This is a genomic window from Sphingomonas sp., assembly GCF_036388215.1.
In the GTDB taxonomy this organism is placed as follows: Bacteria; Pseudomonadota; Alphaproteobacteria; order Sphingomonadales; family Sphingomonadaceae; genus Sphingomonas.
Genome location: NZ_DASVSH010000010.1, coordinates 164185 through 188855, shown reverse-complemented (window position 1 = coordinate 188855; position 24671 = coordinate 164185). Strand labels below are relative to the sequence as shown.

At 64.8% G+C, this 24671-nt stretch carries 25 protein-coding genes; 21 read left to right on the top strand and 4 right to left on the bottom strand.

All coding sequences use genetic code 11. The features are described from left to right. Positions 1–28: 28 nt before the first annotated feature. Together ftsH and VF617_RS04360 are read left to right on the top strand one after the other, a co-directional pair. Entirely contained in the window at positions 29–1993 is a 1965-nt protein-coding gene (gene ftsH, locus VF617_RS04365) for an ATP-dependent zinc metalloprotease FtsH (RefSeq protein WP_331013633.1), read from the top strand. A gap of 65 nt (positions 1994–2058) precedes the next feature. After that, positions 2059–2439, top strand: a complete 381-nt coding sequence (locus VF617_RS04360; RefSeq protein ID WP_331013632.1) for a hypothetical protein — start codon at positions 2059–2061, stop codon at positions 2437–2439. Here VF617_RS04360 and VF617_RS04355 read toward each other — a convergent pair. Then, positions 2436–3491: a DUF3667 domain-containing protein gene (locus VF617_RS04355; RefSeq protein WP_331013631.1), complete on the bottom strand. Its 1056-nt coding sequence runs from the start codon at positions 3489–3491 to the stop codon at positions 2436–2438. The two genes, VF617_RS04360 and VF617_RS04355, sit on opposite strands and share 4 nt — an antisense overlap. Before the next feature lie 45 nt (positions 3492–3536). On the opposite strand from VF617_RS04355, the gene VF617_RS04350 reads away from it, so the two are divergent. Beyond that, positions 3537–4796, top strand: a complete 1260-nt coding sequence (locus tag VF617_RS04350) for a glutamate-5-semialdehyde dehydrogenase (protein WP_331013630.1) — start codon at positions 3537–3539, stop codon at positions 4794–4796. A 94-nt stretch (positions 4797–4890) separates the two neighbouring features. Here the strand turns inward: VF617_RS04350 and VF617_RS04345 are convergent, their stop codons facing one another. After that, complete coding sequence (locus tag VF617_RS04345; protein WP_331013629.1) at positions 4891–5070, bottom strand: hypothetical protein; 180 nt, start codon at positions 5068–5070, stop codon at positions 4891–4893. Between the two features lie 8 nt (positions 5071–5078). Here VF617_RS04345 and VF617_RS04340 point away from each other — a divergent pair, with 8 nt between their 5' ends. The 9 genes from VF617_RS04340 (at position 5079) to VF617_RS04300 (ending at position 10884) form a co-directional block, all read left to right on the top strand. Then, positions 5079–5366 (top strand): type II toxin-antitoxin system RelE/ParE family toxin, encoded by a 288-nt coding sequence (locus VF617_RS04340; RefSeq protein ID WP_331013628.1) that lies wholly within the window; start codon positions 5079–5081, stop codon positions 5364–5366. Further along, a complete protein-coding gene (locus VF617_RS04335) occupies positions 5363–5986 on the top strand; it encodes a nicotinate-nucleotide adenylyltransferase (protein ID WP_331013627.1) in 624 nt (207 codons plus the stop codon). Before VF617_RS04340 ends, VF617_RS04335 begins: the two co-directional genes overlap by 4 nt. A gap of 8 nt (positions 5987–5994) precedes the next feature. Further along, positions 5995–6378, top strand: coding sequence for a ribosome silencing factor (rsfS, locus tag VF617_RS04330; RefSeq protein WP_331013626.1), 384 nt, complete (start codon positions 5995–5997; stop codon positions 6376–6378). Between the two features lie 10 nt (positions 6379–6388). Further along, complete coding sequence (locus VF617_RS04325) at positions 6389–6811, top strand: 23S rRNA (pseudouridine(1915)-N(3))-methyltransferase RlmH (protein ID WP_331013625.1); 423 nt, start codon at positions 6389–6391, stop codon at positions 6809–6811. Positions 6812–6814: 3 nt separating this feature from the next. Further along, positions 6815–7987, top strand: a complete 1173-nt coding sequence (locus tag VF617_RS04320) for a murein hydrolase activator EnvC family protein (protein ID WP_331013624.1) — start codon at positions 6815–6817, stop codon at positions 7985–7987. Positions 7988–8052: 65 nt separating this feature from the next. Further along, positions 8053–9384 (top strand): S41 family peptidase, encoded by a 1332-nt coding sequence (locus VF617_RS04315; protein ID WP_331013623.1) that lies wholly within the window; start codon positions 8053–8055, stop codon positions 9382–9384. 3 nt (positions 9385–9387) lie between these two features. Next, positions 9388–9873 carry a disulfide bond formation protein B gene (locus VF617_RS04310; RefSeq protein WP_331013622.1) on the top strand — a complete coding sequence of 162 codons (486 nt, stop codon included), beginning with the start codon at positions 9388–9390 and terminating at the stop codon, positions 9871–9873. Beyond that, positions 9870–10403 (top strand): demethoxyubiquinone hydroxylase family protein, encoded by a 534-nt coding sequence (locus tag VF617_RS04305; protein WP_331013621.1) that lies wholly within the window; start codon positions 9870–9872, stop codon positions 10401–10403. Before VF617_RS04310 ends, VF617_RS04305 begins: the two co-directional genes overlap by 4 nt. A 76-nt stretch (positions 10404–10479) precedes the next feature. Continuing rightward, entirely contained in the window at positions 10480–10884 is a 405-nt protein-coding gene (locus VF617_RS04300; RefSeq protein ID WP_331013620.1) for a hypothetical protein, read from the top strand. Positions 10885–10962: 78 nt separating this feature from the next. On the opposite strand, the gene VF617_RS04295 is transcribed toward VF617_RS04300, so the two are convergent. Continuing rightward, positions 10963–12168, bottom strand: coding sequence for a hypothetical protein (locus tag VF617_RS04295; protein WP_331013619.1), 1206 nt, complete (start codon positions 12166–12168; stop codon positions 10963–10965). Positions 12169–12238: 70 nt separating this feature from the next. Here VF617_RS04295 and VF617_RS04290 point away from each other — a divergent pair, with 70 nt between their 5' ends. From VF617_RS04290 to VF617_RS04270, 5 genes are all read left to right on the top strand, one after another. After that, the gene (locus VF617_RS04290; RefSeq protein WP_331013618.1) at positions 12239–13486 is read left to right on the top strand and encodes a putative DNA modification/repair radical SAM protein; all 1248 of its coding nucleotides are present in this window, start codon (positions 12239–12241) and stop codon (positions 13484–13486) included. 32 nt (positions 13487–13518) lie between these two features. Beyond that, on the top strand, positions 13519–13995 hold the full coding sequence (locus VF617_RS04285; RefSeq protein WP_331013617.1) for a hemerythrin domain-containing protein: 477 nt from the start codon (positions 13519–13521) through the stop codon (positions 13993–13995). Positions 13996–14067: 72 nt separating this feature from the next. Continuing rightward, positions 14068–15255 (top strand): parallel beta-helix domain-containing protein, encoded by a 1188-nt coding sequence (locus VF617_RS04280; RefSeq protein ID WP_331013616.1) that lies wholly within the window; start codon positions 14068–14070, stop codon positions 15253–15255. Then, complete coding sequence (locus tag VF617_RS04275) at positions 15252–16259, top strand: SO2930 family diheme c-type cytochrome (protein WP_331013615.1); 1008 nt, start codon at positions 15252–15254, stop codon at positions 16257–16259. The genes VF617_RS04280 and VF617_RS04275 overlap by 4 nt, the downstream gene beginning before the upstream one ends. Positions 16260–16265: 6 nt before the next feature. Next, positions 16266–17648, top strand: coding sequence for a UdgX family uracil-DNA binding protein (locus VF617_RS04270; protein WP_331013614.1), 1383 nt, complete (start codon positions 16266–16268; stop codon positions 17646–17648). On the opposite strand, the gene VF617_RS04265 is transcribed toward VF617_RS04270, so the two are convergent. After that, positions 17637–18329, bottom strand: coding sequence for a DJ-1/PfpI family protein (locus VF617_RS04265; RefSeq protein WP_331013613.1), 693 nt, complete (start codon positions 18327–18329; stop codon positions 17637–17639). The genes VF617_RS04270 and VF617_RS04265 overlap by 12 nt on opposite strands. 183 nt (positions 18330–18512) lie before the next feature. On the opposite strand from VF617_RS04265, the gene VF617_RS04260 reads away from it, so the two are divergent. The 4 genes from VF617_RS04260 to VF617_RS04245 all read left to right on the top strand — a co-directional run bounded on the left by VF617_RS04260 (position 18513) and on the right by VF617_RS04245 (position 24607). After that, positions 18513–22316, top strand: a complete 3804-nt coding sequence (locus VF617_RS04260; RefSeq protein WP_331013612.1) for a TonB-dependent receptor — start codon at positions 18513–18515, stop codon at positions 22314–22316. A gap of 136 nt (positions 22317–22452) precedes the next feature. Further along, complete coding sequence (locus VF617_RS04255) at positions 22453–22851, top strand: DUF6491 family protein (protein WP_331013611.1); 399 nt, start codon at positions 22453–22455, stop codon at positions 22849–22851. A 41-nt stretch (positions 22852–22892) separates the two neighbouring features. Continuing rightward, a complete protein-coding gene (locus VF617_RS04250; RefSeq protein ID WP_331013610.1) occupies positions 22893–23675 on the top strand; it encodes a hypothetical protein in 783 nt (260 codons plus the stop codon). Beyond that, positions 23675–24607 carry an aldo/keto reductase gene (locus tag VF617_RS04245; RefSeq protein ID WP_331013609.1) on the top strand — a complete coding sequence of 311 codons (933 nt, stop codon included), beginning with the start codon at positions 23675–23677 and terminating at the stop codon, positions 24605–24607. Before VF617_RS04250 ends, VF617_RS04245 begins: the two co-directional genes overlap by 1 nt. Positions 24608–24671 lie beyond the last annotated feature (64 nt).

Genomic DNA, 24671 nt, shown 5'->3' with positions numbered 1-24671 from the left:
TGTGAGTGACGAAAGGTGCCAGAATTCGATGAACGACAACGACAAGCAGCAAGGCGACGGCAACGGCGGCGGCAGCCCCTGGATGAAGAGCCTGTTGATCTGGGTGGGAATCCTCGCGGCGCTGGCGCTGTTCGTGACGATGTTCGACAGCCGGGGCACGCAGGCGGCGGGCACGGCGATTCCCTATTCGGCCTTCCTAGACAAGGTGGAAGCCGGCGAAGTCCGCGAAGTCAGCCTGTCGCCCAGCAGCGGCGCGGTTTCGGGCACTTTCACTGGCGAGACCAAGTTCCGCACCACCAATCCTGGCGACGCGCAACTCGTCGAGCGGCTCCGCGCCAAGCAAGTCGTGATCAACGCGCGCGCCGAAGAGGCGCCGTCGATCTGGCTCTACATGCTCTATAATTCGCTGCCGTTCCTGCTCTTCCTCGGCATCGCCTTTTTCGTGCTGCGCCAGATGCAGAAGAATTCGGGCTCGGGCGCGATGGGCTTCGGCAAATCCCGCGCCAAGCTGCTCACGCAGCGCGAAGGCAAGGTTACCTTCGACGATGTCGCGGGCATTGATGAAGCACGCGAAGAGCTGCAGGAAATCGTCGAGTTCCTGAAGGACCCAACCAAATTCGCTCGCCTCGGAGGCAAGATTCCCAAGGGCGCCTTGCTCGTTGGCAGCCCCGGCACCGGCAAGACGCTGCTCGCTCGCGCGATCGCCGGCGAGGCGGGCGTGCCGTTCTTCAGCATTTCGGGTTCGGACTTTGTCGAGATGTTCGTCGGCGTCGGCGCGAGCCGCGTCCGAGACATGTTCGAACAGGCCAAGAAATCCGCGCCATGCATCATCTTCATCGACGAGATCGATGCGGTCGGCCGCTCGCGCGGCGCGGGCCTGGGCAACCAGAATGACGAGCGCGAGCAGACGCTCAACCAGCTGCTCGTCGAAATGGACGGCTTCGATTCGAACGAAGGCATCATCATCATTGCGGCGACGAACCGTCCCGACGTGCTGGATCCTGCGCTTTTGCGTCCGGGCCGCTTCGATCGCCGCGTCACGGTGCCCAATCCGGACATCGAGGGCCGGGTGAAGATCCTCCAGGTCCATATGAAGAAGGTGCCGCTGGCGCCAGACGTCGATCCGCGCGTAATCGCCCGGGGAACGCCGGGCATGTCTGGCGCCGATCTCGCCAATCTGGTCAACGAAGCCGCGCTGATGGCCGCGCGCCTGGGCAAGCGGCTGGTCGCGATGGCCCAGTTCGAAATGGCCAAGGACCGCGTCATCATGGGCACCGAGTGGAAATCGCTCGTGATGACCGAGGACGAGAAAAGGATGACTGCCTATCACGAGGCCGGCCATGCGCTGGTCCGTGTGCATGAGCCAGCTTCGGATCCGATCCACAAGGCGACGATCATTCCGCGCGGCGGTGCGCTGGGCATGGTCGTGTCGATGCCCGAACGCGACAATTACTCCTATCACCGCGATAAGATGTTCGCCGATCTCGCCACCGTGATGGGCGGACGTGTCGCCGAGGAACTGATCTTCGGGCACGACAAGGTCTCGTCGGGCGCATCGGGCGATATCAAGCAGGCGACTCGCCTGGCGCGCGCGATGGTCACGCAATGGGGCATGTCCGAGAGCATCGGGCCGCTTGAATGGACCTATGCCGAGGAAGGCTATCTCGGCCAGTCGGGCATCCGCAACGCTCCGATGTCCGACGAAACCGCGCGCAAGATCGACGACGAGATCAAGCTGCTTGTCGAGCGCGGGCTTCAGCGTGCTCGCGACGTGTTGGGCAAGCACACCGACCAGTTGCACCTGATCGCCAATGCCTTGCTCGAATATGAGACACTCACCGGCGAGGAAATCAAGCGGATCGCAAGCGGTGGCGATATCGGCCGCGACGATCCCACTGCGACCTCGGCGCCGGTCGCCGCGGGCGGCACATCCATCCCCAAGATCCGCCGTCCCAAGGGGCCCTTCGGCAACCCGGCTCCGCAGGGAGCCTGATCCGCCCGAGTTAAGCCATAGTCTTGCGCGAAACCCTCCTTCCAGCGATTGAGGAGGGTTTTCGCATGCGATATCTGGTTCTGGCCGCAACGGCGCTGAGCCTCGTCTCGCTGCCGGCGAGTGCGATGACCGTGGCCGAGTTCCTCGCCAAGGCGAAGTCGCTCCAGGCCCGCGGGATGCTCGCGGCCTTTTCTCCCGATCTCAGCCTGCTCAAGAAGGAAATGGCAGGGATCAGCGCGGCGTATCGCGCCGATATCGACGCCGCCCGCGCCGCGCGCCGCAAGCCGCACAGCTGCCCGCCGCCCAAGGGACAGGCGCGGATGAACTCGACCCAATTGCTCGCCGAGCTCGAAAAGATACCGCCGCCAAGGCGCGGCATGAGCATGAAGGCCGCGTTCTACGGCATCATGCTGCGGCGCTATCCATGCCCCAGGCCCGGGCCCTAGCCGGTCATTCCCAGCGCGAGCAGCAGCAGCAGGAAGATCAGCAGGACGATCAGGATGAAGAAGCTCAGGAAGATCGCGCGCACGATCGCGGACAACCACCGCAGCGCATAGGCCTGCTTCAGCTGCCGCGTGATGTGGATGAACGGAATTCCCATGCTGGCAAGCGCAATCGTGCCGGATGTGACGCCCACTGAGCTTGCGAGGGTCAGCGCGATCATCAGCAGCGACATGAAGCCGATCGAATAGGTAACGAACACGGTGTGGTCATAGAGGTGATATTCGCGCCGCCACGCGAAGAGCAGCCACATGAAGGGCAGCGAGAGCGGAATCAGCAGCCACGAGAATTTGTAGATGCTCGATTGCAGCTTGTAGAGCATCAGCGACGGGTTCTTGTTCCACTTCTCGATCCCGTGATCGAGCGGCGCCCAGCCGCTGAGCCGCGTCGTGGCCTGGAAGCCCTCGTTGGTGGCGCCCACTTTCTTCATCGTGGGCAGGTCGGCGATCGCTCGGTCGAGTTCGGCAAGCTTCTCCTCGGCCTGCCGCCGCTTCGGATCGCCAACTGCCCGTTTGTCCCGTTTCTCGATCAGTTCCGCGCGTTCCTCCGCCATGCCCTGTCTGGCCAGTTCGAGCTGCTTGGCCGGGCCGCCCACCTTGATGTCGCTTGGCGCCGACAGGCCCGCCCAGGAAAACACCGCGAACATCGCGAAGATCGAAAAGAGGAACAGCGCCATGGGCGAGACGAATCGGGCGCGCTCTCCCTCCACATAGCGCCGGGTCAGCTCGCCGGGCCGCCAAGCCAGCAGGGGCAGGGTGCGCCATAATTTGCCCTCGAAATGCGCAACGCCGTGCAGAATCTCATGTCCGATCGCGCCCAGCGAACGGTGAACATGCCCGCTCTGCCCGCAGCGATGGCAATGCGGCCCGATCAGCGCCGTGCCGCAATTCAGGCACATATGACCCCCGCCATGCCCTTCGCCTGTGCTGGGCTCGACAGCGCGCCCTATCAACGCGCCCGTTGCCAGCTCGCCGGCAGCTTCGATTTCCCCCACCATGCCCCGGGCCTATCAGCTTCGTTTCGCGCGTGCTAGCGGGTCCAAATGGCCGATTCCGATATCCCGGGGCTGATCGCCGAAATGGGCAAGCGGGCCCGCGCCGCCGCCGTGCAGCTGGCGGGGATGACGAGCGACGCCAAGCGCGGCGCGCTCCTCTCCGCCGCCGCCGCGATCCGCGCCGATAGCGAGTCGATCGTCGCCGCCAACGCGCGTGACATGGCATCCGCCCAAGCCAGCGGCCTGTCTGGCGCGCTGCTCGATCGGCTCCGGCTCGACGCCGCCCGCGTGGAAAGCACTGCCGCTGGCGTCGAAGCCGTGGCGGGGCTCGACGATCCGGTGGGGCGCACCATCGATCGGGTCGAGCGTCCAAATGGACTGGTGCTCAGCCGCATCCGCATACCCATCGGGGTGATCGGCATCATCTATGAAAGCCGGCCAAACGTTACTGCCGATGCCGGCGCGCTGGCGGCGATGTCAGGCAACGCCGCGATCCTGCGCGGCGGCTCCGAAGCGATCCACAGCAACCGCGCCATCCACGCCGCACTCGCGCGCGGGCTTGCGGCGGGGGGCATGCCCCCCGCCGCCGTCCAGTTGGTCCCCGTCACCGATCGCGCGGCGGTCGGCGCGATGCTCACTGCAGAGGGGCTGATCGACATGGTGGTCCCCCGCGGCGGCAAGAGCCTGGTCGCGCGCGTCCAGGCCGAAGCGCGGGTCCCCGTGCTCGCGCATCTCGACGGGCTCTGCCACACCTATATCGATCGCGCCGCAAACCCGGCGATGGCGCAGAGCCTCGCCCTAAACGCCAAGATGCGCCGCACCGGCATCTGCGGCGCGACCGAGACGCTGCTTATCGACCGCGCTTTCGCCGACCCCACTCCCGTGCTCGCCGCGCTCGCGGATGCGGGCTGCGAACTCCGCGGGGACGGCGAGGTGCGGGCAATCGAGCCGCGCACATGCCCGGCCGCGTGTGAGGACTGGGACACCGAATATCTCGATTCGATCCTGTCGGTGAAGCTGGTCGACGGCGCGGATGCCGCCATCGCGCATATCGCCGCGCATGGATCGCACCACACCGATGCGATCGTGACGGAAGACGCCGCCACCGCCGAGCGCTTCCTGGCGCAAGTCGACAGCGCCATCGTGATGTGGAACGCATCCACGCAGTTCGCCGATGGCGGCGAGTTCGGGCTGGGCGCGGAGATCGGCATCTCCACCGGCCGCCTCCACGCCCGCGGCCCCGTCGCGCTCGAAGGGCTGACCACGTATAAATGGGTGGTGCGCGGAACGGGCCAGGCGCGGCCTTGATGGCGATCCTCATCACGCGTACCTTGAGCGCATGAACAAGCCTGCTGCGATCACAACGCACGTCGATGCCGATACACTTGCCATTGTCGAGCAGTTAGCGGCGGCGCAGGGGTGCAGCGTAGCGGATTTCGCTGCCGAAGCGATCCAGCGCGTCGCGGAGAGCGAAGCGGATTTCAGAGCGTTTATCCAAGTAGGCATCGACGCTGCCGATCGCGGCGAATTGATCCCCCATGAGCAAGTAATGGCCGAGCTTGAAGCGCGGATCGAAAAGCATCGCGATAGATGCCGACGTTGAATTGGACCCAACCGGCCACCGACGACCTTTGGGCGATAGACGCCTGGCTTGAGGAAAACGCATTGGGGGAGATCGCGATCGCCACACTGGTGGCGATCAGGGCACGCGCGCGTTTCCTGGAGAATTTTCCGCGTGGCGGTCGCCCGCTTCGCAACGGCATGCGCGTCCTGCGAGTTATCAATACGCCACACCTCATCCTGTATCGGCTGGCGGGCGACAGCGTTGAGATCCTCCGGGTCCATCACGAGCGCGAGGATTGGTTTGTCGCGCCATGAAGCGCGTCGGCCTGCTTGGCGGCTCATTCAACCCGGCGCATAAGGGGCATCGCGCGATTTCGCTCCATGCCTTGCGGGAGCTGGGTTTGGACGAGATCTGGTGGATGGTCTCGCCGGGCAATCCGCTCAAGCCTGTCGAGGGCATGGCGCCCTTCGCCGCGCGCATGGCTTCGGCGCGGGCGATGGCGCGCCATGCGCCGATCCGCGTGAACGGCATCGAAGCTCGCCTGAAGACCCGCTACACCGCGGATACGCTGGCCAAGCTCGCTCGCCTCTATCCCAGGAATCGCTTCATCTGGCTGATGGGCGCGGATAATCTGAAGCAATTTCACCAGTGGCGCGATTGGCGCGGGATCGCCCGTGATGTTCCGATTGCGGTAATCGCCCGTCCGGGCTATGACGCAGGCACCCGCGCAAGTCCTGCGATGGGTTGGCTGCGGCGCGCTGTGCGGCCCGCAGGCCAGGCGATGCACTGGACGCGTTGGAGATTGCCGGCCCTCGTGCTGTTGCGCTTCCGCCCCGATCCGACTTCGGCGACAAGCCTTCGGGCCGCCGACCCTGCCTGGCATCGACGGTTTTCGTCGGCTCCAGAACCAGACAGCACTATCGTTCGCACTTAGGAGGCCCCTTGGCCATATCGACCAATGTTTCGCGTGTTTCCGGCTCCGACGGGGTCGAGGCGCTGCACAAGCTTATCCTGGCCTCGCTCGATGACGATCAGGCGGTCGAGACTGTCTCAATCCCTCTCGCCGGCAAGAGCAGCATCGCGGATTACATGGTCGTCTCCTCGGGGCGCTCGACCCGCCAGGTCGCGTCGATGGCGAACAAGCTCGCCGAGAAGATCAAGGCGGAGAGCGGGCGCAGCCCGCGCGTCGAGGGCCTGCAGACCGCCGACTGGGTGTTGATCGATGCGGGCGACGTGATCGTCCACCTCTTCCGCCCGGAAGTGCGCAGCTTCTACAATCTCGAGCGGATGTGGTCGTTCGGCGAAGCCCCCGCCGCCAACGCCTGAGAGCTCCCGCGTGCTGCTTCATATCGTGGCGCGCGGGAAAATCGGCCGCTCGCCCGAGGCCGAAATCGTCGATCGCTATCTCAAGCGCGTGACCTGGCACACCCGCGTCACGGAGCTGCCAGATACCGGCGGGAAGATGCCCGATCTCGCCCCCGGCACCCGAGTCGTCATGCTCGATGAAACCGGCGAGAACCTCCCCTCGCGCGTCCTCGCCGAGCGCCTCGGCGCATGGCGCGACGATGGCGTGCGCGAAACTCGCTTTCTGATCGGCGCGGCGGACGGCTTCGAGGATGCCGAGCGCCAACGAGCCGATCTGCTGCTGTCGTTCGGCCGTGCGACCTGGCCGCACATGATGGCGCGGGCGATGCTTGCGGAGCAGCTCTGGCGCGCGGCGTCGATCCTTGCCAACCATCCCTATCACCGCGAAGGATAGGGAATGTTCCGTGCGGTAGCCCTTTCGGCAAGCCTGGTCGCGATTCTTGCGACGGGCAGCCTTGCCGCGGCGCAAATTCCCAGCGTCGAGGAGCAGCAATCCCGCCTGCGCAGCGCCAATGCCCAGTCGCAGGCGGCGCAGGCGCGGAGCCGCGCCCTCGAACAGGCGGCCGCGGGCGAGCGGGACCAGGCCGCGCAGGCGCGCGCGCAGGAGGCTGCCGCCGCCGAGCGGATCAAGGCGGCGCAGGCCGATATCGATGCGGCCACCGCGCGAATCCATATCGTCGATCGCCAGCTCGCCGATCAGCGCACCCGCGTAGCCGAGCGCCAGGGGCCGATTCTCCGGCTGGTTGCGGCGCTCCAGTCGATGGCGCGGCGCCCGCCGGTGCTCGGGCTTGTCCAGCCGGGCTCGACCGGCGACATGGTCCATGTCCGCGCCGTGCTCGGCACTGCAATGCCGGTGGTCGAGGCCCGCACCACCCAGGTCCGCGCTGAACTCGGGCGCATCCGCCAGCTTCGCGCCGACGCCCAGGCGGCAGTGGCGAGTCTCCGCGAAGCCCGCGGCCGGATCGAGGCCGAGCGTGTCGCCCTCGTCAAGCTGGAGGGCGCGCACCGCGCCCGATCGCGCGAATTGGATCGCGGCGCGCTGGTCGAATCCGACCGCGCACTCGCTCTGGGGGAGCGTGCGCGCGAAATCGTCGATCAAATGGCGACGATGGGCCAGGCCGCCGAATTACAGGGTGATCTGGAGGCGCTTCCCGGCCCCTTGCCGCGCACCGGCGATGCTGCGCCCGCCAGGCGGAGCGCAGGCGCCGCGCCCTATCGCTTGCCGGTCGCCGGCCAAGTCGTCACCGGGCTGGGCGAGCTTTCTTCCACTGGGGTTCGCGCACGCGGCATTACCCTCGCCTGCGCGCCCGAGGCGGAGGCGGTTGCCCCCGCCGCCGGCCGGATCGTCTATGCCGGGCCCTTCCGCGCTTATGGCGCGGTGGTGATCGTCGACCATGGCAAGGGCTGGACCTCGCTCGTCACCGGATTGGGGAGCGTTTCGGTCAAGGTGGGCGACCAAGTGGCGCAGGGCCGCGCGATCGGCCGCGCCCCGGCGGGCGACAGCCCCCGTGTCACGATCGAGCTGCGCCGCCGCGGCCAGCCGATGGATCTTGCGCAATTGCTCGACTGACAGGCCGCGTAATTGCCATTATGTTGCACTATATCGCTTGCCTGTCCGTTTTAAGGGTTGCCTAAATGCTTCGTCCGCTTCTCCAGGTCACCGCCGCGGTCAGCGCGCTTGCGCTCGTCCCGATCGCCTCGGGCGCGATGGCCAGCGTCGATACCCAAAGCTACCGTCAGCTCGACATGTTCATGGAGGTCTTCAATCGCGTGAAGGCCAATTATGTCGAGAAGGTCGATGACGAGAAGCTGGTGAAGGGCGCCATTCAGGGGATGCTCGCCGCGCTCGATCCGCATTCGTCTTATGCCGACGGGCTCGACTTCGACAATCTCAAGATCCAGACCGATGGCAATTATGGCGGGCTGGGGCTGAGCGTCACGCAGGAAAACGGCGCGGTCAAAGTGATCGCGCCTACCGAGGACACGCCGGCTGCGCGCGCGGGCATGAAGTCGGGCGACTTCATCACCCATCTAGACGGCAAGTTCATCGTGGGCGGCAGCCTCGACGAAGCGATCGAGCAGATGCGCGGCAAGCCGGGCACCAAGATCACGCTCACCGTGGTCCGCCCTGGCGCGGAGAAGCCGCTGACCTTCGTCTTGGTGCGCGAGATCATCGTGCAGAAGCCGGTGAAGTGGGAAGTGAAGGGCAATGTCGGCTATATCAACATCAACACCTTCACGGCACAGACCGGCGCGGACACGATCAGGGCGATCCAAGAGATCGACAAGAAGCTGGGGCGCAAGCCGCTCGGCTATATCGTCGATTTGCGCGACAATGGCGGCGGGCTGCTGAGCGAAGCGATCGCCGTCTCCGACGTGTTCCTCAGCCATGGCGAGATCGTCTCGCAGCGCGGCCGCGAGAAGGCGGATATCGAGCGCTATTATGCCGAATCGATGGTGCCGGGCGATCTGGCGCGCGGGCTGCCGGTGGTCGTGCTAGTCGATTCAGGCTCGGCTTCCGCGTCGGAGATCGTTGCGGGCGCGATCCAGGATCATCATCGCGGGCTGGTGATGGGGGTGCGCAGCTTCGGCAAGGGATCGGTCCAGTCGATCCTCCAGATGGGTGACCGCGCCGCGCTTCGGCTGACGACCGCGCGCTATTACACGCCGTCGGGCCATTCGGTGCAGGAAGGCGGTATCCGCCCCGATCTGGTCGTACCGCAGATTTCGGACAAGGATTACAAGGATCGGCCGGTGGTGCGCGAAGCCGATCTGCGCCGCCATCTGATCAACAGCGACAAGGTGGACGACAATGTCCTCGAAGAGGATGTGGCCACCGATCCGCGCTTCTCGCAAACGGCGGAGCAATTGAAGAAGCAGGGGATCGAGGATTTCCAGCTGCATTATGCGCTTCAGACGATCGCTCGCCTCGGCTCCAAGCCGCAGGTCGCGTCGAAGAACCGCTAAGCGATGGAGACCGACGGCCTTCGCACCGCGCGGCTTATCGCGCTCTTCCTGCCGCTGGCGCTGATCGCGGGCGCGCTCGGCTCGCAGGTGATCGGTGGGCTGATCCCGTGTGAGATGTGCCATTGGCAACGCTGGCCGCATTATGCCGCGATCATCGTCGCGGCGATGTCCTTCGCGATCTCGCACCGGCCTACGCGGATGCTGTTCGTGCTGTTCGCCGCAATGCTCATCGCGCTTTCGGGGGCGATCGGCGTGTTTCACGCGGGAGTCGAATATCATTGGTGGCCCGGAATCACGCCATGCACCACCAATGTGGCGCAGGGCAATCCGATGGATATCCTGGCCGAGACGCTGAAGAAGCCGCTGATCCGGTGCGATTCGGCGCAATGGTCGCTGTTCGGGATCAGCCTGGCCGGGTTCAATGCGATCATCTCGCTGGCCGGCGCGGTGGCGATCTTCGCGCTGGCGGGACGAAGGGTCCGTCGATGAGCTGGAAGCCCGGCGATGCGCGCGAACCCATGCAGAGGATGGTCCGCGTCGATCAGGCGGGCGAATATGGCGCGACGCGCATTTATGCCGGCCAGCTTGCGGTGATGGGGGACCGCATTCCCGCAGCGCGCACGATCGCGGGAATGGCCGCGCAGGAGCAGCGCCACCGCGCCTTTTTCGATGCGATGATCGCCCGGCGCGGCGTGCGGCCCACTGCGCTCCAGCCCTTGTGGAATGTCGCCGGCTTTGCATTGGGCGCGGTAACCGCTGCGATCGGCCCCAATGCGGCCATGGCATGCACCGCGGCGGTAGAGACCGAGATCGACCTCCACTATCGCCAGCAGATCGAGGAACTTGGGGCAAGCGATCCCGAGCTGGGCGCCGCCGTGTCACAATTCCGGGACGAGGAGCTCGAGCATCTGGATACGGCGATCCAATCGGGCGCGGAAAACCTTCCGGCCTATCCCTTATTGTCGGGAATGATACGCCTTGGCTGCCGTGCGGCGATTGCACTGTCGAAACGAATCTGACAGGTCCCGCGTTGGACAGGCGAGGTTCACGCGCGCCAAGTTAGGCGCGGACAGGTCCGTTCAAGGAGCAAGGCAGATGCTGAAGAAGATCGCCCTCATCGCGGCATTTGCCGCCGTCCCCGCCCTGATTCCCTCGGCCCAGGCGCAGAACGCCGCGAACAATGGCGTGCTGGTCATCTATGGCGAGGACAAATGCCCGACCAACACCAGTGGCGAGGAAATCGTCGTCTGCCAACGCCTGGACGAGGCCGAGCGCTTCCGCATTCCCAAGACGCTTCGCGAAGCCGTCGGCCGTCCGCAAGCCAATGAAAGCTGGGCCGTCCGCTCGCAGGATGCGCTTCAGGCTGGCAATTTCGGCACCGGAAGCTGCTCGGCGGTCGGCGTCGGGGGCGCGACCGGCTGCTTCGTCAAGCAGGCGACCGCCGCCAAGGCCGAGACCAAGGCGCGCAAGGCCGAAGCCGAGAACCTGCCGCTGCCCTGAGGGCTTGCAATGTAGGATTTGGCCGGCTTTGCTGGCGGCGCGGACGCGCACGTTGCGCCCGCCGCTCTTGCACATCCATTAGGCACACCCCAACGCGATCCAGCTTGGCGGATCGCGGCGTACCGCGTCCACGATCAGCCACAGCATGGCAGCGGCCCGGATCACGGCTGCGCATGCCACATCGGCGAAGCGCGCGGCGGGCCAAGCGCCCTCCTGTCCGGCAAAGTACCAGAATTCGGCGAAATAGGCGGCTGCGTCGCCCAGCAGGAACAGTCCCACCGGCCACAGCCTCGGCGCAGTCAGCAGCAGCATCGGATAGAGCCATAAGTCGAATTGCGGCGAATAGACTTTGTTGGTCAGCATGAACCAGGCGAGCACGGGGGTGAACAGCACCCACAAATGCCGGCGATGCCGCTGCCAGCCGAGCCCAACGATCGCAGCCGCGCCACTGGCGAACAGGATCGCGGCATAGCGGTTCTGGTCCTCGGCCCAGGTGAACAGCCAGCTCATGTTTACCAGCACGTTCCAGCTTCCCGCCGCCGTCCCGCCGCGCTCCTGCGAAAAGCGATAGAACTCGCTCCAATTCTCATATGCGAAGAAGGCGACCGGCAGATTGACCAGCGCCCATGCCCCGATCGCGGCTGCCGATAAAGCCGAAGCCCGGATCAGCCGCTGCGCCCAGCTCCGCTCTTCTTCGAACAATGCCCGCAGCCCCAGCAGCGGCAACATGAGCACCGGCCAAAGCTTGGCTGCGGTCCCCAGCCCCGCCATCGCCGCGGCGCCCGCCAGCCGGTTGCGGCGGGCGAGGAGCATCGCGCCCGCCGCCAGCGCTACCGCCACCATGTCCCAATTATGCCCCAGATAGAGGATCAGCGGCGGTGCGAGCGCCCACATCCATAGCCGTCTCCTGTCCAGCCCCGCCTTGATGAACAGCCAGAGCACCAGCCCCGCCAGCAGCGCGTTGACCAATGTGACCGCGCCCAGAAAGTGCGTGGCATTGGCATGCTTGCCGAACAGCAGCCGCACCGCGCCGCCTTCGATCCAGATGGCCGCGCCGGTGAGCACCGGATATTCCATCCGCGTCTGGAAATAAGGGGCCTTGCCTTTGTTGATTTCGCGCGAAGTCCAGAAGGGGATCGCATCGCTGTAGCAGCCGGTCGAATATTGCTCGCCCCCGGTCCAGCCGCCCGACGTGCAGTGCGCCTTGAACAGCCAGCCCAGGCTGCAGGTAAGCGCCAGCGCCAGAAACAGCATCCGCGCCCGCCGGTTCGCCAACAGCTTCATCCCACCCCTTTCGAGCTGGCTTTCCCACAAGCCGCTGGACTCTGCAATCGCAAGAACATAGAGCGAACAAATGGCACGATTAGACTTGCGCGCGAAGCTGGCGATTCTGGCCGATGCCGCCAAATATGACGCTTCCTGTTCGTCTTCGGGAACCGTCAAGCGAAGCTCCGCCGGGGGCAAGGGAATGGGCTCGACCGAGGGCATGGGCATTTGTCACGCTTATGCGCCCGATGGCCGGTGCATCAGCTTGCTCAAGATACTGCTGACCAATAGCTGCGTTTTCGATTGCCATTATTGCATCAACCGCAAGAGCTCGAACGTCCGCCGCGCCCGCTTCAGCCCCGAGGAGATCGTCGATCTCACGCTGAGCTTCTACAAGCGCAATTATATCGAGGGGCTGTTCCTCTCATCGGGTATCATCGCCTCGCCGAATTACACGATGGAGCAGATCGTTCGGGTCGCGCGGCTGCTGCGCGAGGAACATGATTTTCGCGGCTATATCCATTTGAAGACGATCCCGGACGCCGATCCCGCGCTCGTCCATCAGGCCGGACTCTATGCCGATCGCGTATCGATCAACGTGGAGCTCCCCACGGCAGCAGGCCTGGCGCGGCTCGCGCCCGAAAAGTCCGCGCCCCGGATCGAAGGGGCCATGAAGGACGTCAAGGCCGCCATCGAAGATTTCGGCGATGCCCGAAAGCGCTACAAATCGGCGCCGAAATTCGCACCGGCGGGGCAATCGACCCAAATGATCGTGGGGGCTGACGCAGCCACTGACGGCGACATCATCCAGCGCGCTGCGAGGCTTTACGACCGCTTCCAGCTCCGCCGCGTCTATTACTCGGCATTCAGCCCGATCCCGGATGCAAGCGCGGTGCTGCCGCTCCAGCGCCCTCCACTGATGCGCGAGCACCGGCTATACCAGTCGGATTGGCTGATGCGCTTTTATGAGTATCAGCCGGGCGAAGTCGCGCAGGCCGCCGACGCCGCCACGGGCATGCTCCCGCTCGATATCGACCCCAAGCTCGCCTGGGCGCTCAAATTCCGCGACAGGTTCCCGGTGGATGTGAACCGCGCCCCGCGCGAAGCGCTGTTGCGCATTCCCGGCCTCGGAGTGAAAGCGGTCAGCGCGATCCTCGCCACGCGCCGCTGGCGCCGCCTTCGCCTCGCGGACATTGCGCGGCTGACGGTGTCGATCACCAAGATGCGCCCGTTCCTTGTTGCCGAGGATTGGCGCCCGGTGGCGCTCACCGACAAAGCCGATCTGCGCGGGCTGGTCGCACCCAAGCGCGAGCAGCTGGAGCTATTTGCCGCCTGAGCTGTTGAGGCGCGAGATACAGGGGAGCATTCATGGCGGACGCACGCATTTTCCAGGATTTGAAAGCCGATCACGATCGTCATCGCAAGATGCTCGCCGAGTTGGCCAGGGCCGATTGCGCGGACCGCGCCGCTCTGTTCGAAGCGCTCCGCGTCGAGATCAGCGCGCATGCCGCTGCGGAGGAAGAGTCGCTCTACGCCACGATGCTAGGCAATCCGGACCTGCGCGACGAGGCCCGCCATTCGGTGTCCGAGCATAAGGAAGTCGATGATTTCTTCGGCGAACTGATCGAGCTTGATGCCGAGAGTCCTGAATGGACGACGAAGTTCAAGGAAATGCGTCACCGCTACGAGCATCATATCGATGAGGAGGAAGAGGAAATGTTCCCCTCGGCCTCGGAGAAGCTGACCCTGGCGGACGAGCAGCGCCTTGCCGAGATTTTCGAGCGCCGCAAGCCGAAGGAAATCGTGCGTGCGGAGCAAACCGTCTCCGGGGACGCCAGGGAGTAGCCGGCGCGAGTAACTTACAAGGCTGTCAATTCGACGTTCCTTGCGTAAGATGGATCAAAAGCAGGAGAGGCTATGATCCGCGCAACCGCATTCGCCCTGGTTCTGCTGGCGAGCCCGGCGTTCGCCAGGGACATCGTCGTCGAAGCTGGCGGCAACGCGCAGGAGCGGCTTCAGGCCGCGCTGATCGAAGCCGAGCCCGGCGACGTAGTCCGCATAGGCGCGGGGCGTTTCGAATTCACTGACGGCCTCAGCCTTGATGTCGCGCGAGTCACGGTGCGCGGCGCGGGGCCGGACAGGACAATGCTCAGCTTCAAGGGCCAGTTGGGGGCGGGCGAGGGATTGCTGGTCACTTCCGACGACGTGGTGCTGCGTGATTTCGCGGTCGAGGACAGCAAGGGAGACGGCATCAAGTCCAAGGGCGCCGACCGCATCGTCTACAAGAACGTCCGCGTCGAATGGACCGGAGGCCCCAAGGAAACCAACGGCGCGTATGGGGTCTATCCCGTCTCGAGCACGCATATCCTGATCGATGGAGTCACCGTGAAGGGCGCGTCTGACGCAGGCATCTATGTCGGCCAATCCGAGCAGATCGTCGTGCGCAATTCGCTCGTGAGCCAGAATGTCGCCGGAATCGAGATCGAGAACAGCCGGCACGCCGACGTTTACGGCAATATCGCTACCCACAATACCGGCGGCATTCTCGTCTTCGACTTGCCCAGCCTGCCGAAGATGGGTGGCGGCGCAGTGCGGATCTACAAGAACAAGGTGGTCGACAACGACACCGCCAATTTCGCGCCAAAAGGCAATATCGTCGCCACCGTGCGCAAGGGCACCGGGGTGCTCATCATGGCCAATGACGATGTCCATGTGTTCGACAACGACCTGTCGGGCAATGCGACGAGCAACGTGATGCTGATCTCCTATCGCGCGAAATATGACGACGCACGCTACGATCCACTGCCCAGCAATGTAGTGATCTCCGGCAATCGGCACGGCCGCGCCGGCTTCGCGCCGCAGCTTCCGGGTGGCGACCAGCTTGCCGCGGCGTTCGGCGGCAGCATCCCTCCGATCCTGTGGGACGGCACCGGCGATCCCGCCAAGCTGCGCGTGGCGGACGGCGTGCCGGTGCTTGGCCTGGGTCTTGCGGTCGGCGCGCCGGTCGAGACCGCCAGGCCCGCGCCCGCCGAGCTGAACGGCGCCGCGACACCCCAGCCCGCCGCCGTGGTGTTGCCGCCCGCGATGGAGGCGGCGGCGCAGTGAAGTCGCTCGCCGCCGCGGCCTTGCTGTTCTGCGCCGCGCTCTTCGCCAAGCCCGTAGCCGTCAACGATGCCGCGATCGTGGGGCCAGGCTATCCGGCGCGCCTCTCGGAATATGGCTTCTTCACCGATCTGACGAAGCGTACGCCCAACCTTCGGGTCGCTGGCTACGGCCTCCAAACCGCGCTCTTCTCCGATTATGCCGAGAAGCAGCGTTATCTGTATCTGCCTGCGGGCGCGAAGGCGCGATATCAGGACGACAAGCCTTTCGATCTTCCGGTTGGAGCGGCGCTGATCAAGACCTTCGGCTATCAGCAAAACGGCGCTTTCAAGCCGATCGAGACTCGGTTGCTTCTCCATCGCGCCAGCGGCTGGGTCGCTATTCCCTATGTCTGGAACGCTTGGGGCACCGATGCCGATCTCAGGCGCGCGGGCACGCGCATCCCGGTCACGTTCGTCGATCTCTCGGGCGCGAGCCGCAGCATCAGCTATGCCGTGCCCAACCAGAACCAGTGCAAGGACTGCCACGCGCTGGATGGGGCGATCACTCCCATCGGCACCAAGGCGCGGTATCTCAATCACGCCAATCAGCTGGAAACGCTTCTCGCGGCAGGCATGCTCGATCGGCTCCCCAAGGATGCGCCCCGGGCCGCGCGCTGGGACGATTCGAAAGCGCCGCTCGAAGACCGCGCCCGCGCCTATCTCGAGATCAACTGCGCGCATTGCCATAACCCCGCGGGCGCCGCTTCTAACTCCGGCCTGTTCCTCGACTGGAAGCAGCCCGATGCCCATGCGCGTGGGATTCTCAAGCGCCCGGTCGCGGCGGGCAGGGGCTCGGGCGCGCGCGACTTCGCTATCCTGCCCGGCAATGCCGATGCCTCGATCCTGATCTATCGGATGGAAAGCACCGATCCGGGAATCGCGATGCCAGAGCTGGGCCGCGCCACCGTGCACGAGGAAGGTGTCGCGATGCTTCGCAAATGGATCGATTCAACGCCCGGGCGTTGAGGAGCGATGCGCGTCGTCGGCCTTTCCGCGGAGGATGATTTCGAAGGCTGGCGCGATGCGGCGCGGGCGCTGGCGGCTGCGCGCGTGCCGCCGTCCGAAATCGTCTGGCAGGTCGGCGACCAGCCCGTCGACCTGTTCGGCGACGAAGCTGTGCCCCAATCGACTGCGCATCCCTTCCGTGTTCCTCGCGCCTTTCTGGACCTCGCACAAGCCGTCATCCTGCACAGCGATCCCCAACGCTTCGCGCTGCTGTACACGCTGCTTGCCGGGCTGATCGAGCAGCCCAAGCGCATCGAGGACCGCGCAGACCCATTGGTCCGCCGGCTCGAGGAAAAGGCCAAGGCCGTGCACCGCGATATCCACAAGATGCGTGCCTTCGTGCGCTTTCGGGAAATCGAGGACGATAGCGGCGCGCGCTATGTCGCCTGGTTCGAGCCCGAGCATCATATCGTCCGGGCCAATGCGCGCTTCTTCGCCGATCGCTTCGCCAACATGCGCTGGTCGATCCTGACGCCGGAGCTGTCGATTCACTGGGACGGCGCGGCGCTGGCCGAAGGCCCGGGTGCGACCAAGGCGGAGGCGCCCGCGGGAGATCCCATCGAAGACGTCTGGAAGACCTATTATGCCTCGATCTTCAATCCGGCTCGTCTCAAGACAGGCGCGATGCTGAAGGAAATGCCTCGCAAATACTGGAAAAATATGCCGGAGACCGCGTTGGTCAAGGAGCTGGTCGCGGGTGCACGCCAGCGGGAGACGGCAATGGTCCAGACGGCGCGAACGGCCATGGGCGGCAATATCGCCGGCGCATGGGAAAAGCTGCGCGACGAAGCGATGGGGTGCACGCGCTGCCATCTCTACAGGCACGCCAGCCAGACGGTGTTCGGCGAAGGACCGGTGGATGCGCGGATGATGTTCGTCGGCGAGCAGCCGGGCGATCAGGAGGATCTTGCCGGGCATCCGTTCGTCGGCCCCGCCGGGCAGATGTTCAATCGCGCGATAGCGGAGGCCGGGATCGAGCGCGCGGGGGTCTATGTCACCAATGCAGTCAAGCATTTCAAGTTCGAGCAGCGCGGCAAGCGCCGTATCCATTCCAAACCCGACGCCGGTGAGATCAGTGCCTGCCGCTGGTGGTATGAGCAGGAGCGGCTGCTGATCCGGCCGGAAATGACCGTCGCCCTAGGGGCCACCGCCGCTCGCCAGATACTGGGGAAAGCGGCGACGATCACGGCGATGCGGGGGCGGGCGCTGGAACTTGCCGAAGGCGGTCTGGGCTGGGTCACGATCCACCCCAGCTTCCTGCTGCGCATGCCGGACCGGGAACGCGCCGCGGAGGAATACGCAATGTTCGTCGAGGACCTCAAGGGCGCTGCGAAGACCCTATCCTCGTAGCTTCTCCGCAATCGCGCGCACCTTCTCCGCACGGCCGGGCGAGAACTTCTCGATCATCGCGTGGTAGCGCGCCAGCGTGGCCGGTTCCGCGCGCTCGGGTGAGCCGCTGTCAAAGGGCGGGGCAGGATCGTACTCCAGGCTGAGCTGGACGAATTTGGCGTGCTCCTCGCCGCGGATCGCCGCGGTCAGCGCCAGCGCGAAATCGATTCCCGCGGTCACGCCCCCGCCGGTCACGCGGTTGCGATCGAACACGACTCGCTGCGCAACTGGCTCGACGCCAAAGAGAGCGAGCTGCTCGCGTGACGCCCAATGGCATGCCGCGCGGTATCCGGTGAGCAGCCCGGCGGCGGCGAGCAGCAGCGATCCCGTGCAGACGCTGGTCACCCAGGTCGCGTCGGCGGCGACCTGTCGCAGCCATGCCAGCGTCTCATCATCCTCCATCGCCGCCACCGTGCCGAAGCCGCCGGGCACGCACAATATGTCGGTGCGCGGCACCTGGTCGAAGGTCGCCGTGGGCAGAAGGGAGAATTGCGCATCGGTAGGCACCGGGTCGAGCGTCTTGGCGACCAGGTCGAGTTTCGCATTGCCGAGCCGCGACAGCACTTGCGCGGGCCCGGTCAGGTCTAGCTGCGTGACGTGGGGAAAGAGCAGGAAAGCGACATGCAGTGCGGGCTCGGGCATCGGATCCTCCGTGTCCGGGGGTAGGCGATGCCCCCAGACGCTGGCAAGCGCGACTCGCGGACAGGTTTGGACCACTGACCATTTTGCTGGCTCGAACTACAAAGCGTGCATTATCAGTCGGCTATAAGGCCCGGCGCGAACCATCGCGAAATCTTGCGAGTCCGGAGGCGCGGGCGCCACCTGTTGCGTGAATCCCACAATGTGACGGTCAATCGCATATATCAGATAAAAGTCTTTAATCTATTTCACGGGGCTGCTATCCCGAGCGTGGAGATCGCATGCAGCCGTATTCGCGGCGTGGGCGGAAATGGGGAGAGGATAATGACTGGTTCGCGTTACGGCCTGGCTATGCGGGGCGGCGTTTCGATCGCAGCGATGACTGCGGCACTTGTATTTTCATCCTCCGCGTTCGCGCAGACCACCGCGCCCGCTTCGACTGCGGATACGGTTGTCGACGACCAGGATACGCAGGATGGCGAAATCGTCGTCGTCGGTTCGCGCGCCAGCCAGCAATCGTCCAACCTTCGCAAGAGGAATGCCCGCACGGCGACCGATTCGATCGTCGCTGACGATATCGGCTCTTTCCCGGATCGTAACGTCGGCGAAGCCATTTCGCGCATCCCTGGTGTCGCGCTCAACCGCAACGATTTCGGCGAGGGCGAAACCGTCGCTGTGCGCGGCAACGGTCCCGATCTGACGCGCGTCGAGCTTGACGGCATCGGCGTGGGCAGCACCGGCTCGCTCGCGATCGGCAACGGCGGTGCCCGCACTCCCGAGCTTCGCGAACTTCCCGCCGAGCTCGTCAAGAGCATCGATGTGATCAAGGGCTCCACCGCGGACATGGTCGAAGGCTCGCTGGGCGGCACGATCAGCGTCAAGACCCGCACCGGCCTCGACTTCAAGCGCCCCTATATTTCGCTGCGCGCCGGCGCCGGCATGAACTCGCTTGGCAAGAAATGGACTCCGGATTTTAATGCCGTCGCCGCGACCAGGCTGTTCGACGATCGCCTGGGGGTGATCGTCAGCGGCACCTATGCCAAGATCCAGAGCAATGGCCATGGATACGAGCAGACCGTCAGCGGAAATCGCGGCTTTGCGCACGCCTATGACTTCGACAATTCGGCCGAGAAGACCTTCACGTTCAATCCTGCAACGGTGGGCACCGACGCGGCCGATGTCGCCTTCGCGAACAGCACCGCGCCGGACGGCACGACACTGACTCCCCGCGAATTGGTGACCCTCTCGGCCGGGGCCACGAGCAAAGCGCAGTGCCTGACGATTTTCCCGTATCTCACGGCCACCACCGCCACGGCAGCGCAGATCAACCAGCGCACCAACGAGCAGAGGACCTGCCTCAACCAGTGGAACGACGCCACGCCGTCGCTGGTCCGCAACTTCATGAACACGCAGACTGATAAGCGCTACGCGCTCGATGGGCGCCTGGATTACCGCTTGACGGATGAGCTCACCGTGTTCGCGAAGGGCACATACACCGTTCGCAACGTGCACGATCAGAATCGGAGTCGTAACCCGATCACGCTGTTCAGCGCCAACGTCGCTCCCTTTTTCACGGATACGCCAAATGGTCCCGTTGCCAACGGCACCCAAGGCACACGTACGGTCAGCGCCGCTGGCGCTGCTGCCGGTTATTACCTGTTCGATCCGGTATATGGAATCAACAACGTCACTACCACCACCGCGCCGATTGCTACGATCCCTTACAGGGGGCAGGTGATCAACGTTATTCCGGGCAGCGTCGTGGTCGATAGCGAGCACAACGTCACGTCGATGACGCTCACCAATAATACGGCAAATATCGACCAGATCGAAAACACGATCGATAATAAGAGCAAGTTTGCGCAGTTCGGCGCCGAATATCGCGGCGAACGGGTCGAGATGGACTTCATGGCCGGCATGACCACGGCTACGGCAACGCGCGGCGATATGCGCACCAATCGCTTGTATAGCTATGGCAACGCTACACTGACATTGCAGCCCAACGGGCTGTACAGTGTTGAGCTGCCTTCCACGTACAATGACAAGGATCCGAACAACTTCGTCCAGCTTGCCAACCAGTTACCGCAGGCCGCCATAGCAGCGACGATCAACAACCCGGCGTCGCCGGCTTTTACGACCGCGCAATTGCCGCGGGTCACGCCGAATTTCAGCGTTTCCTATTCGCCGTCAATTGCCGAGACTTCCGAAAAGATCGCCCGGTTCGATGTGCGCCATAACCTGGAGGGGTTGGTCCCGTTCCTGACCCGATTCTCGGCGGGCGCCATGTATCGCCAGAACAAGATCGATCGTTGGGGTGGTGGTGGATACACCGCCAGGAGCGCCGTCGGCACCTTCCCCAACGGCACCGCCACCGTACCTTACCAAGCGCCGGTCGTCGTGCCGACGGCTAACGTCCGTGGCTCGCTGCGCGCGTGCGAGCCGACGGCGACATCGACGGTCTCGTGCAATTACGGCTTCGTTCCGGCGACCAACCTGTCCAACATCCGCTCGGGCGTCGACACGCTGACCCCGCAGCAATTACGGGACCTTATCACCTCCACGATCGACCCCAGCGATTCGGAATATTTCGGAGATCTCCCGAACCGCGGAAATCTGCCCACCGCATGGGACAGCATCCGTACCGATCTGTTGTTCGCGCAGCTCGGCGCATCGAAGTTTATGAACTTCGATTGCGTCAAGACCTGCACCGGCAGCGATGGCAAGACGTACGATCAACCGGTCTTCCGGGCCCAGGAGACGATCAAGAACACCTACTTCATGATCGATTTCGAACAGCAGCTGCCGCTCGGCCTGCGGTTCAACGGCAATGCCGGCGTTCGCGGCGTCTTCACCGACGTAAAGGGTTCGGGCCTGCTCACGCTCATTCAGATCCAGAAGAACGCTGCGTTCGATCCGGCAAATCCCAACGCCGCAGGCGGCATCAATACGGTTACTTTCGTCCAGAACGCGACATTGGATGCCAAGAGCACCGACTGGCTGCCCAGCTTCAACGGCAATCTGTGGGGGTTCAACGATTCGGTCGTGCTTCGCGTCTACGGCGGCAAGACCGTCGCGCGTCCGGCTGTGAGCAATCTGGTGCCAGCAGGCACTTGTACGATCGACCAGCGCCAGCTCGATACGCCAGGGGAAGATTTGTTCGGCTGCACCGGGCGCGTCGGCAACCCGGCCCTTAAGCCTTTCACCGCCTGGAGCTATAACGCCGCGCTCGAATGGTATCCCAACGCGGACACCCTGTTCTCGGTTGCTTATGGCAAGCTGGATGTACAGATCGGCAGCCCGATCCAGGTTACCACGAACCTTGCGTTGCTGGGCGGGACTGACCCGGCAACCGGAGCATCGCTAGCTGGCGTCACCTTCGCAGTGCCAACCTTCGATAACGGCCCCGGCTACAAGCGCGATATCATTGAGTTCAGCGCCAAGACGGCATTCACCTTCCTGCCCTGGTTCTTCAAGCATATGGGCTTCGACGCCAATTATGCGATCCTGTCCTCGGCGGTCACCTCGGGCATTCGGGATCCGGAAACCGGCACTCTCATGCCGCCGGCCAACGAGTCCAAGTACACGACCAACGCCTCACTGTGGTATGACGACGGCAAGCTGAATATGCGCGTCGCCTATCAGAAGCGCACGGAGCAGTTCTCCTGCATCACGCCGTGCTCGGGCGGCAACAACACCGATTTCAACTATCCGGGCGAGGGTTATTTCAATGTCGGCCTGGGCACCAACCAGGGATATAACCCCGGTGTTCCGCGCTACGTGGACGGGACCACGTTTATTGACGCCAAAATCTCGTACAACGTGACCAAGAACTTCCAGGTCTATGTCGAAGGCCGGAACGTCCAGCGTGAATCGTCGACTCTCTCATTCGGCGGATTTGTGCCCTACGCCGATGGTACGCCGAAGCTCATCCGCCTGTCCTATGCGGGTCGGCGCATCATGACGGGCCTTCGGGTCCAGTTCGGCAACTGATAGGGCGCGGGCCGTACCTGCAGTACGGCCCGCTGCCAGTTAACAAGGGGGAAGCCGGGGGAGCGGTGGCGCGGAGCACAGGCTCCGGGCCATGCTCGCCCGGCTTTCGTTGTTGTGACCCCATCGGGAGAGAACCGTGTTGCGCAAAACCTGTTTCCTGCTCTCCGCCTTTCTCGTCACCGCGTCCGCCGCCCCGCCGGCGGAACTGCCCGCCGCGCAGCAGCGCAGGGCATGTTTCTGGCCCTCCGCGGTCACCGGCTTCAGCCCCGCGGGCCGGGACCGTGCGCTCATCCACATTAGCGTTCGCGAAACCTGGGAGCTGGCCCTGGCATCGGGCTGCCCCGACGTGAACTGGGCGCAGGGTATCGGAATCCGCCCGCGCGCGGGCGAGCGCGTCTGCACCGGGCGGCCCGCCGAGCTGCTGGTGCCCAATGCGAGCGGGCGCGGATTTCAGCGGTGCCTGGTCCGCAGCGTCCGCAAGCTCGGCCCGGCTGAAGCCGCTGCGGCGCGGGGCCTTGCCCCGAAGCGCCCATAGGCATGTGCCGCGCCTTCGGGTAAGTCCGTAGCGTGGAAATAGTGGCCGGAGAGATGCGGAGCGGCCTGGTACGGGCCTCGCTTGCCGATGGACCTGGAAAGGTGCGCCGGTTGCTCGATACGTCCGCGCTCCGCGCAGTGGAGATTGCCCGCCCCCCGCTCGGCGCGCTTCCCTATCGCGATTTCGTCCGGGCGGTGCTGGCCAGGCAGGGCTTCAAGCTCGATTTCAACCGGCTGGAGCCGGATGCGGCGCTCGCCCTGGTTTCGGACCAGATCTTCGGACCCGGAGCGTATGTGCATGAACGGGCGGCGCTCGCCGAGGACATAGAAGCGCTCGCCGCATTGGCCGAAGGGCTGGTGGGCGCGCGGCCCTCCATTACGATCCGCACCTATTTCGCGCCGGGCGACCTGGTGTGGCATGTCGATCGCGTCAACGAAGCCGCGGCGTTCCGACTGCTCTGGCCGCTCGGCAGGCCGGCGGGAATGCAGGTGACGCCGGGGGACAATGTCGATGCCGCGGTCTTCCGCGCCTATATGCGCCGCGAGCATCCTTTGCTCTGCCAGCTCGACACGCGCGTCTTGCGGACGGGCGCGGCGGTGGAATCGCTATGGGCGCATCGTCCCGTCCAGCTCGCCGCGATGGTATCTGGGGACTTCCCGTTCCTGCGCGATCCGGCCCGCGTTTTCCAAATCGCCTCCGGCGCCGTGAGCATCCACCGCGTCCAGACGCCGTTACAAACGGGCACCTACCACCGTTCCTCCTGGGAAAACCGCCAGTCGCCCGGACTGCAGATCGTAGTCACCGCGGCGGCGGACGCGTCATGATGGAGCTGCGCCGTCTCGGCCGAACGGGCATCGAGGTATCGAAGCTTACGCTCGGCGCCGCAGCGCTGAAGGCAGCCGATGCGGACGAGGCTGCATCCATCGTCGCCCTCGCGCTGGATCGCGGGATCAATGCTATCGAAGTGGAAGCGGGGGACGAGGATCTGGCGATCCTGCTGGGCGGAATATTGCGAGAGCAGGGCGCGACCCACCGGGTGCAAGTCATTGCCCGCCTGACCTCGCTGGTTCGCTTCGATTTGCCCTCGCCGCATGTGCTCGCCGATCAGGCCTATCCCGGCTCGCACATCCGCGCCGAGACCGAGGCGCTGCTAGGGCGGCTGGGGGTCGAGCGGCTTGCGCTTCAGCAGCTCCACGCCTGGTGCCCCGAATGGCTGCACGAGGGGGACTGGCGCGAAACGCTGATAGCGTTGCGCGACGAAGGCAAGATCGCCGGGTTCGGCGTGTCGCTGTTCGACCATGATGTGGACGCGGGCCTGGAAGCCGCCGGCAGCGGCGCGATCGACTCGGTGCAGGTGATGTACCATTTGTTCGATCAGGGTGCGGCCCGGGCGCTCATGCCCCTGTGTCAGGAGCATGGAGTCGCGGTGATCGCGCGGTCACCCTTTTATTACGGGATTCTCGCGGGCCGGACCGAGCCGTTCGCGCCGGGCGACTGGCGCAGCGACTATTTCTTCGCCGATCATTTTCGCGAAACCAGCGAGCGCGTGCAACGGCTGGCGCGCGACGCCGGTGCGGCGGGGGGCGGCATCGCAGACGTGGCCCTGCGCTTCTGTTCGGCGCACCCCCCAGTGTCCACCGTGGCGGTAGGCGTGCGCACCCGCGCCCAGCTCGAGGCCAACATCGCGGCGGTGATCCAGGGCCCGATCGACCCGGAGAAGCGCGCCGCAATGGCCGGGCATGCGTGGCTGTGCTGAGGACGCGGTAAAAATCGCGGATTTCATCCGCTGCCGGTCTCTACCCTTCGCTGCCGGCCTGTGC

Excerpts from the sequence above, each read along its gene's own strand:
- ftsH (WP_331013633.1), top strand. The coding sequence starts at position 29 with ATGAACGACAACGACAAGCAGCAAGGCGACGGCAACGGCGGCGGCAGC.
- VF617_RS04360 (WP_331013632.1), top strand. The coding sequence starts at position 2,059 with ATGCGATATCTGGTTCTGGCCGCAACGGCGCTGAGCCTCGTCTCGCTG.
- VF617_RS04355 (WP_331013631.1), bottom strand. The coding sequence starts at position 3,491 with ATGGTGGGGGAAATCGAAGCTGCCGGCGAGCTGGCAACGGGCGCGTTG.
- VF617_RS04350 (WP_331013630.1), top strand. The coding sequence starts at position 3,537 with ATGGCCGATTCCGATATCCCGGGGCTGATCGCCGAAATGGGCAAGCGG.
- VF617_RS04345 (WP_331013629.1), bottom strand. The coding sequence starts at position 5,070 with ATGCTTTTCGATCCGCGCTTCAAGCTCGGCCATTACTTGCTCATGGGG.
- VF617_RS04340 (WP_331013628.1), top strand. The coding sequence starts at position 5,079 with ATGCCGACGTTGAATTGGACCCAACCGGCCACCGACGACCTTTGGGCG.
- VF617_RS04335 (WP_331013627.1), top strand. The coding sequence starts at position 5,363 with ATGAAGCGCGTCGGCCTGCTTGGCGGCTCATTCAACCCGGCGCATAAG.
- VF617_RS04320 (WP_331013624.1), top strand. The coding sequence starts at position 6,815 with ATGTTCCGTGCGGTAGCCCTTTCGGCAAGCCTGGTCGCGATTCTTGCG.
- VF617_RS04315 (WP_331013623.1), top strand. The coding sequence starts at position 8,053 with ATGCTTCGTCCGCTTCTCCAGGTCACCGCCGCGGTCAGCGCGCTTGCG.
- VF617_RS04310 (WP_331013622.1), top strand. The coding sequence starts at position 9,388 with ATGGAGACCGACGGCCTTCGCACCGCGCGGCTTATCGCGCTCTTCCTG.
- VF617_RS04305 (WP_331013621.1), top strand. The coding sequence starts at position 9,870 with ATGAGCTGGAAGCCCGGCGATGCGCGCGAACCCATGCAGAGGATGGTC.
- VF617_RS04300 (WP_331013620.1), top strand. The coding sequence starts at position 10,480 with ATGCTGAAGAAGATCGCCCTCATCGCGGCATTTGCCGCCGTCCCCGCC.
- VF617_RS04295 (WP_331013619.1), bottom strand. The coding sequence starts at position 12,168 with ATGAAGCTGTTGGCGAACCGGCGGGCGCGGATGCTGTTTCTGGCGCTG.
- VF617_RS04290 (WP_331013618.1), top strand. The coding sequence starts at position 12,239 with ATGGCACGATTAGACTTGCGCGCGAAGCTGGCGATTCTGGCCGATGCC.
- VF617_RS04285 (WP_331013617.1), top strand. The coding sequence starts at position 13,519 with ATGGCGGACGCACGCATTTTCCAGGATTTGAAAGCCGATCACGATCGT.
- VF617_RS04280 (WP_331013616.1), top strand. The coding sequence starts at position 14,068 with ATGATCCGCGCAACCGCATTCGCCCTGGTTCTGCTGGCGAGCCCGGCG.
- VF617_RS04270 (WP_331013614.1), top strand. The coding sequence starts at position 16,266 with ATGCGCGTCGTCGGCCTTTCCGCGGAGGATGATTTCGAAGGCTGGCGC.
- VF617_RS04265 (WP_331013613.1), bottom strand. The coding sequence starts at position 18,329 with ATGCCCGAGCCCGCACTGCATGTCGCTTTCCTGCTCTTTCCCCACGTC.
- VF617_RS04245 (WP_331013609.1), top strand. The coding sequence starts at position 23,675 with ATGGAGCTGCGCCGTCTCGGCCGAACGGGCATCGAGGTATCGAAGCTT.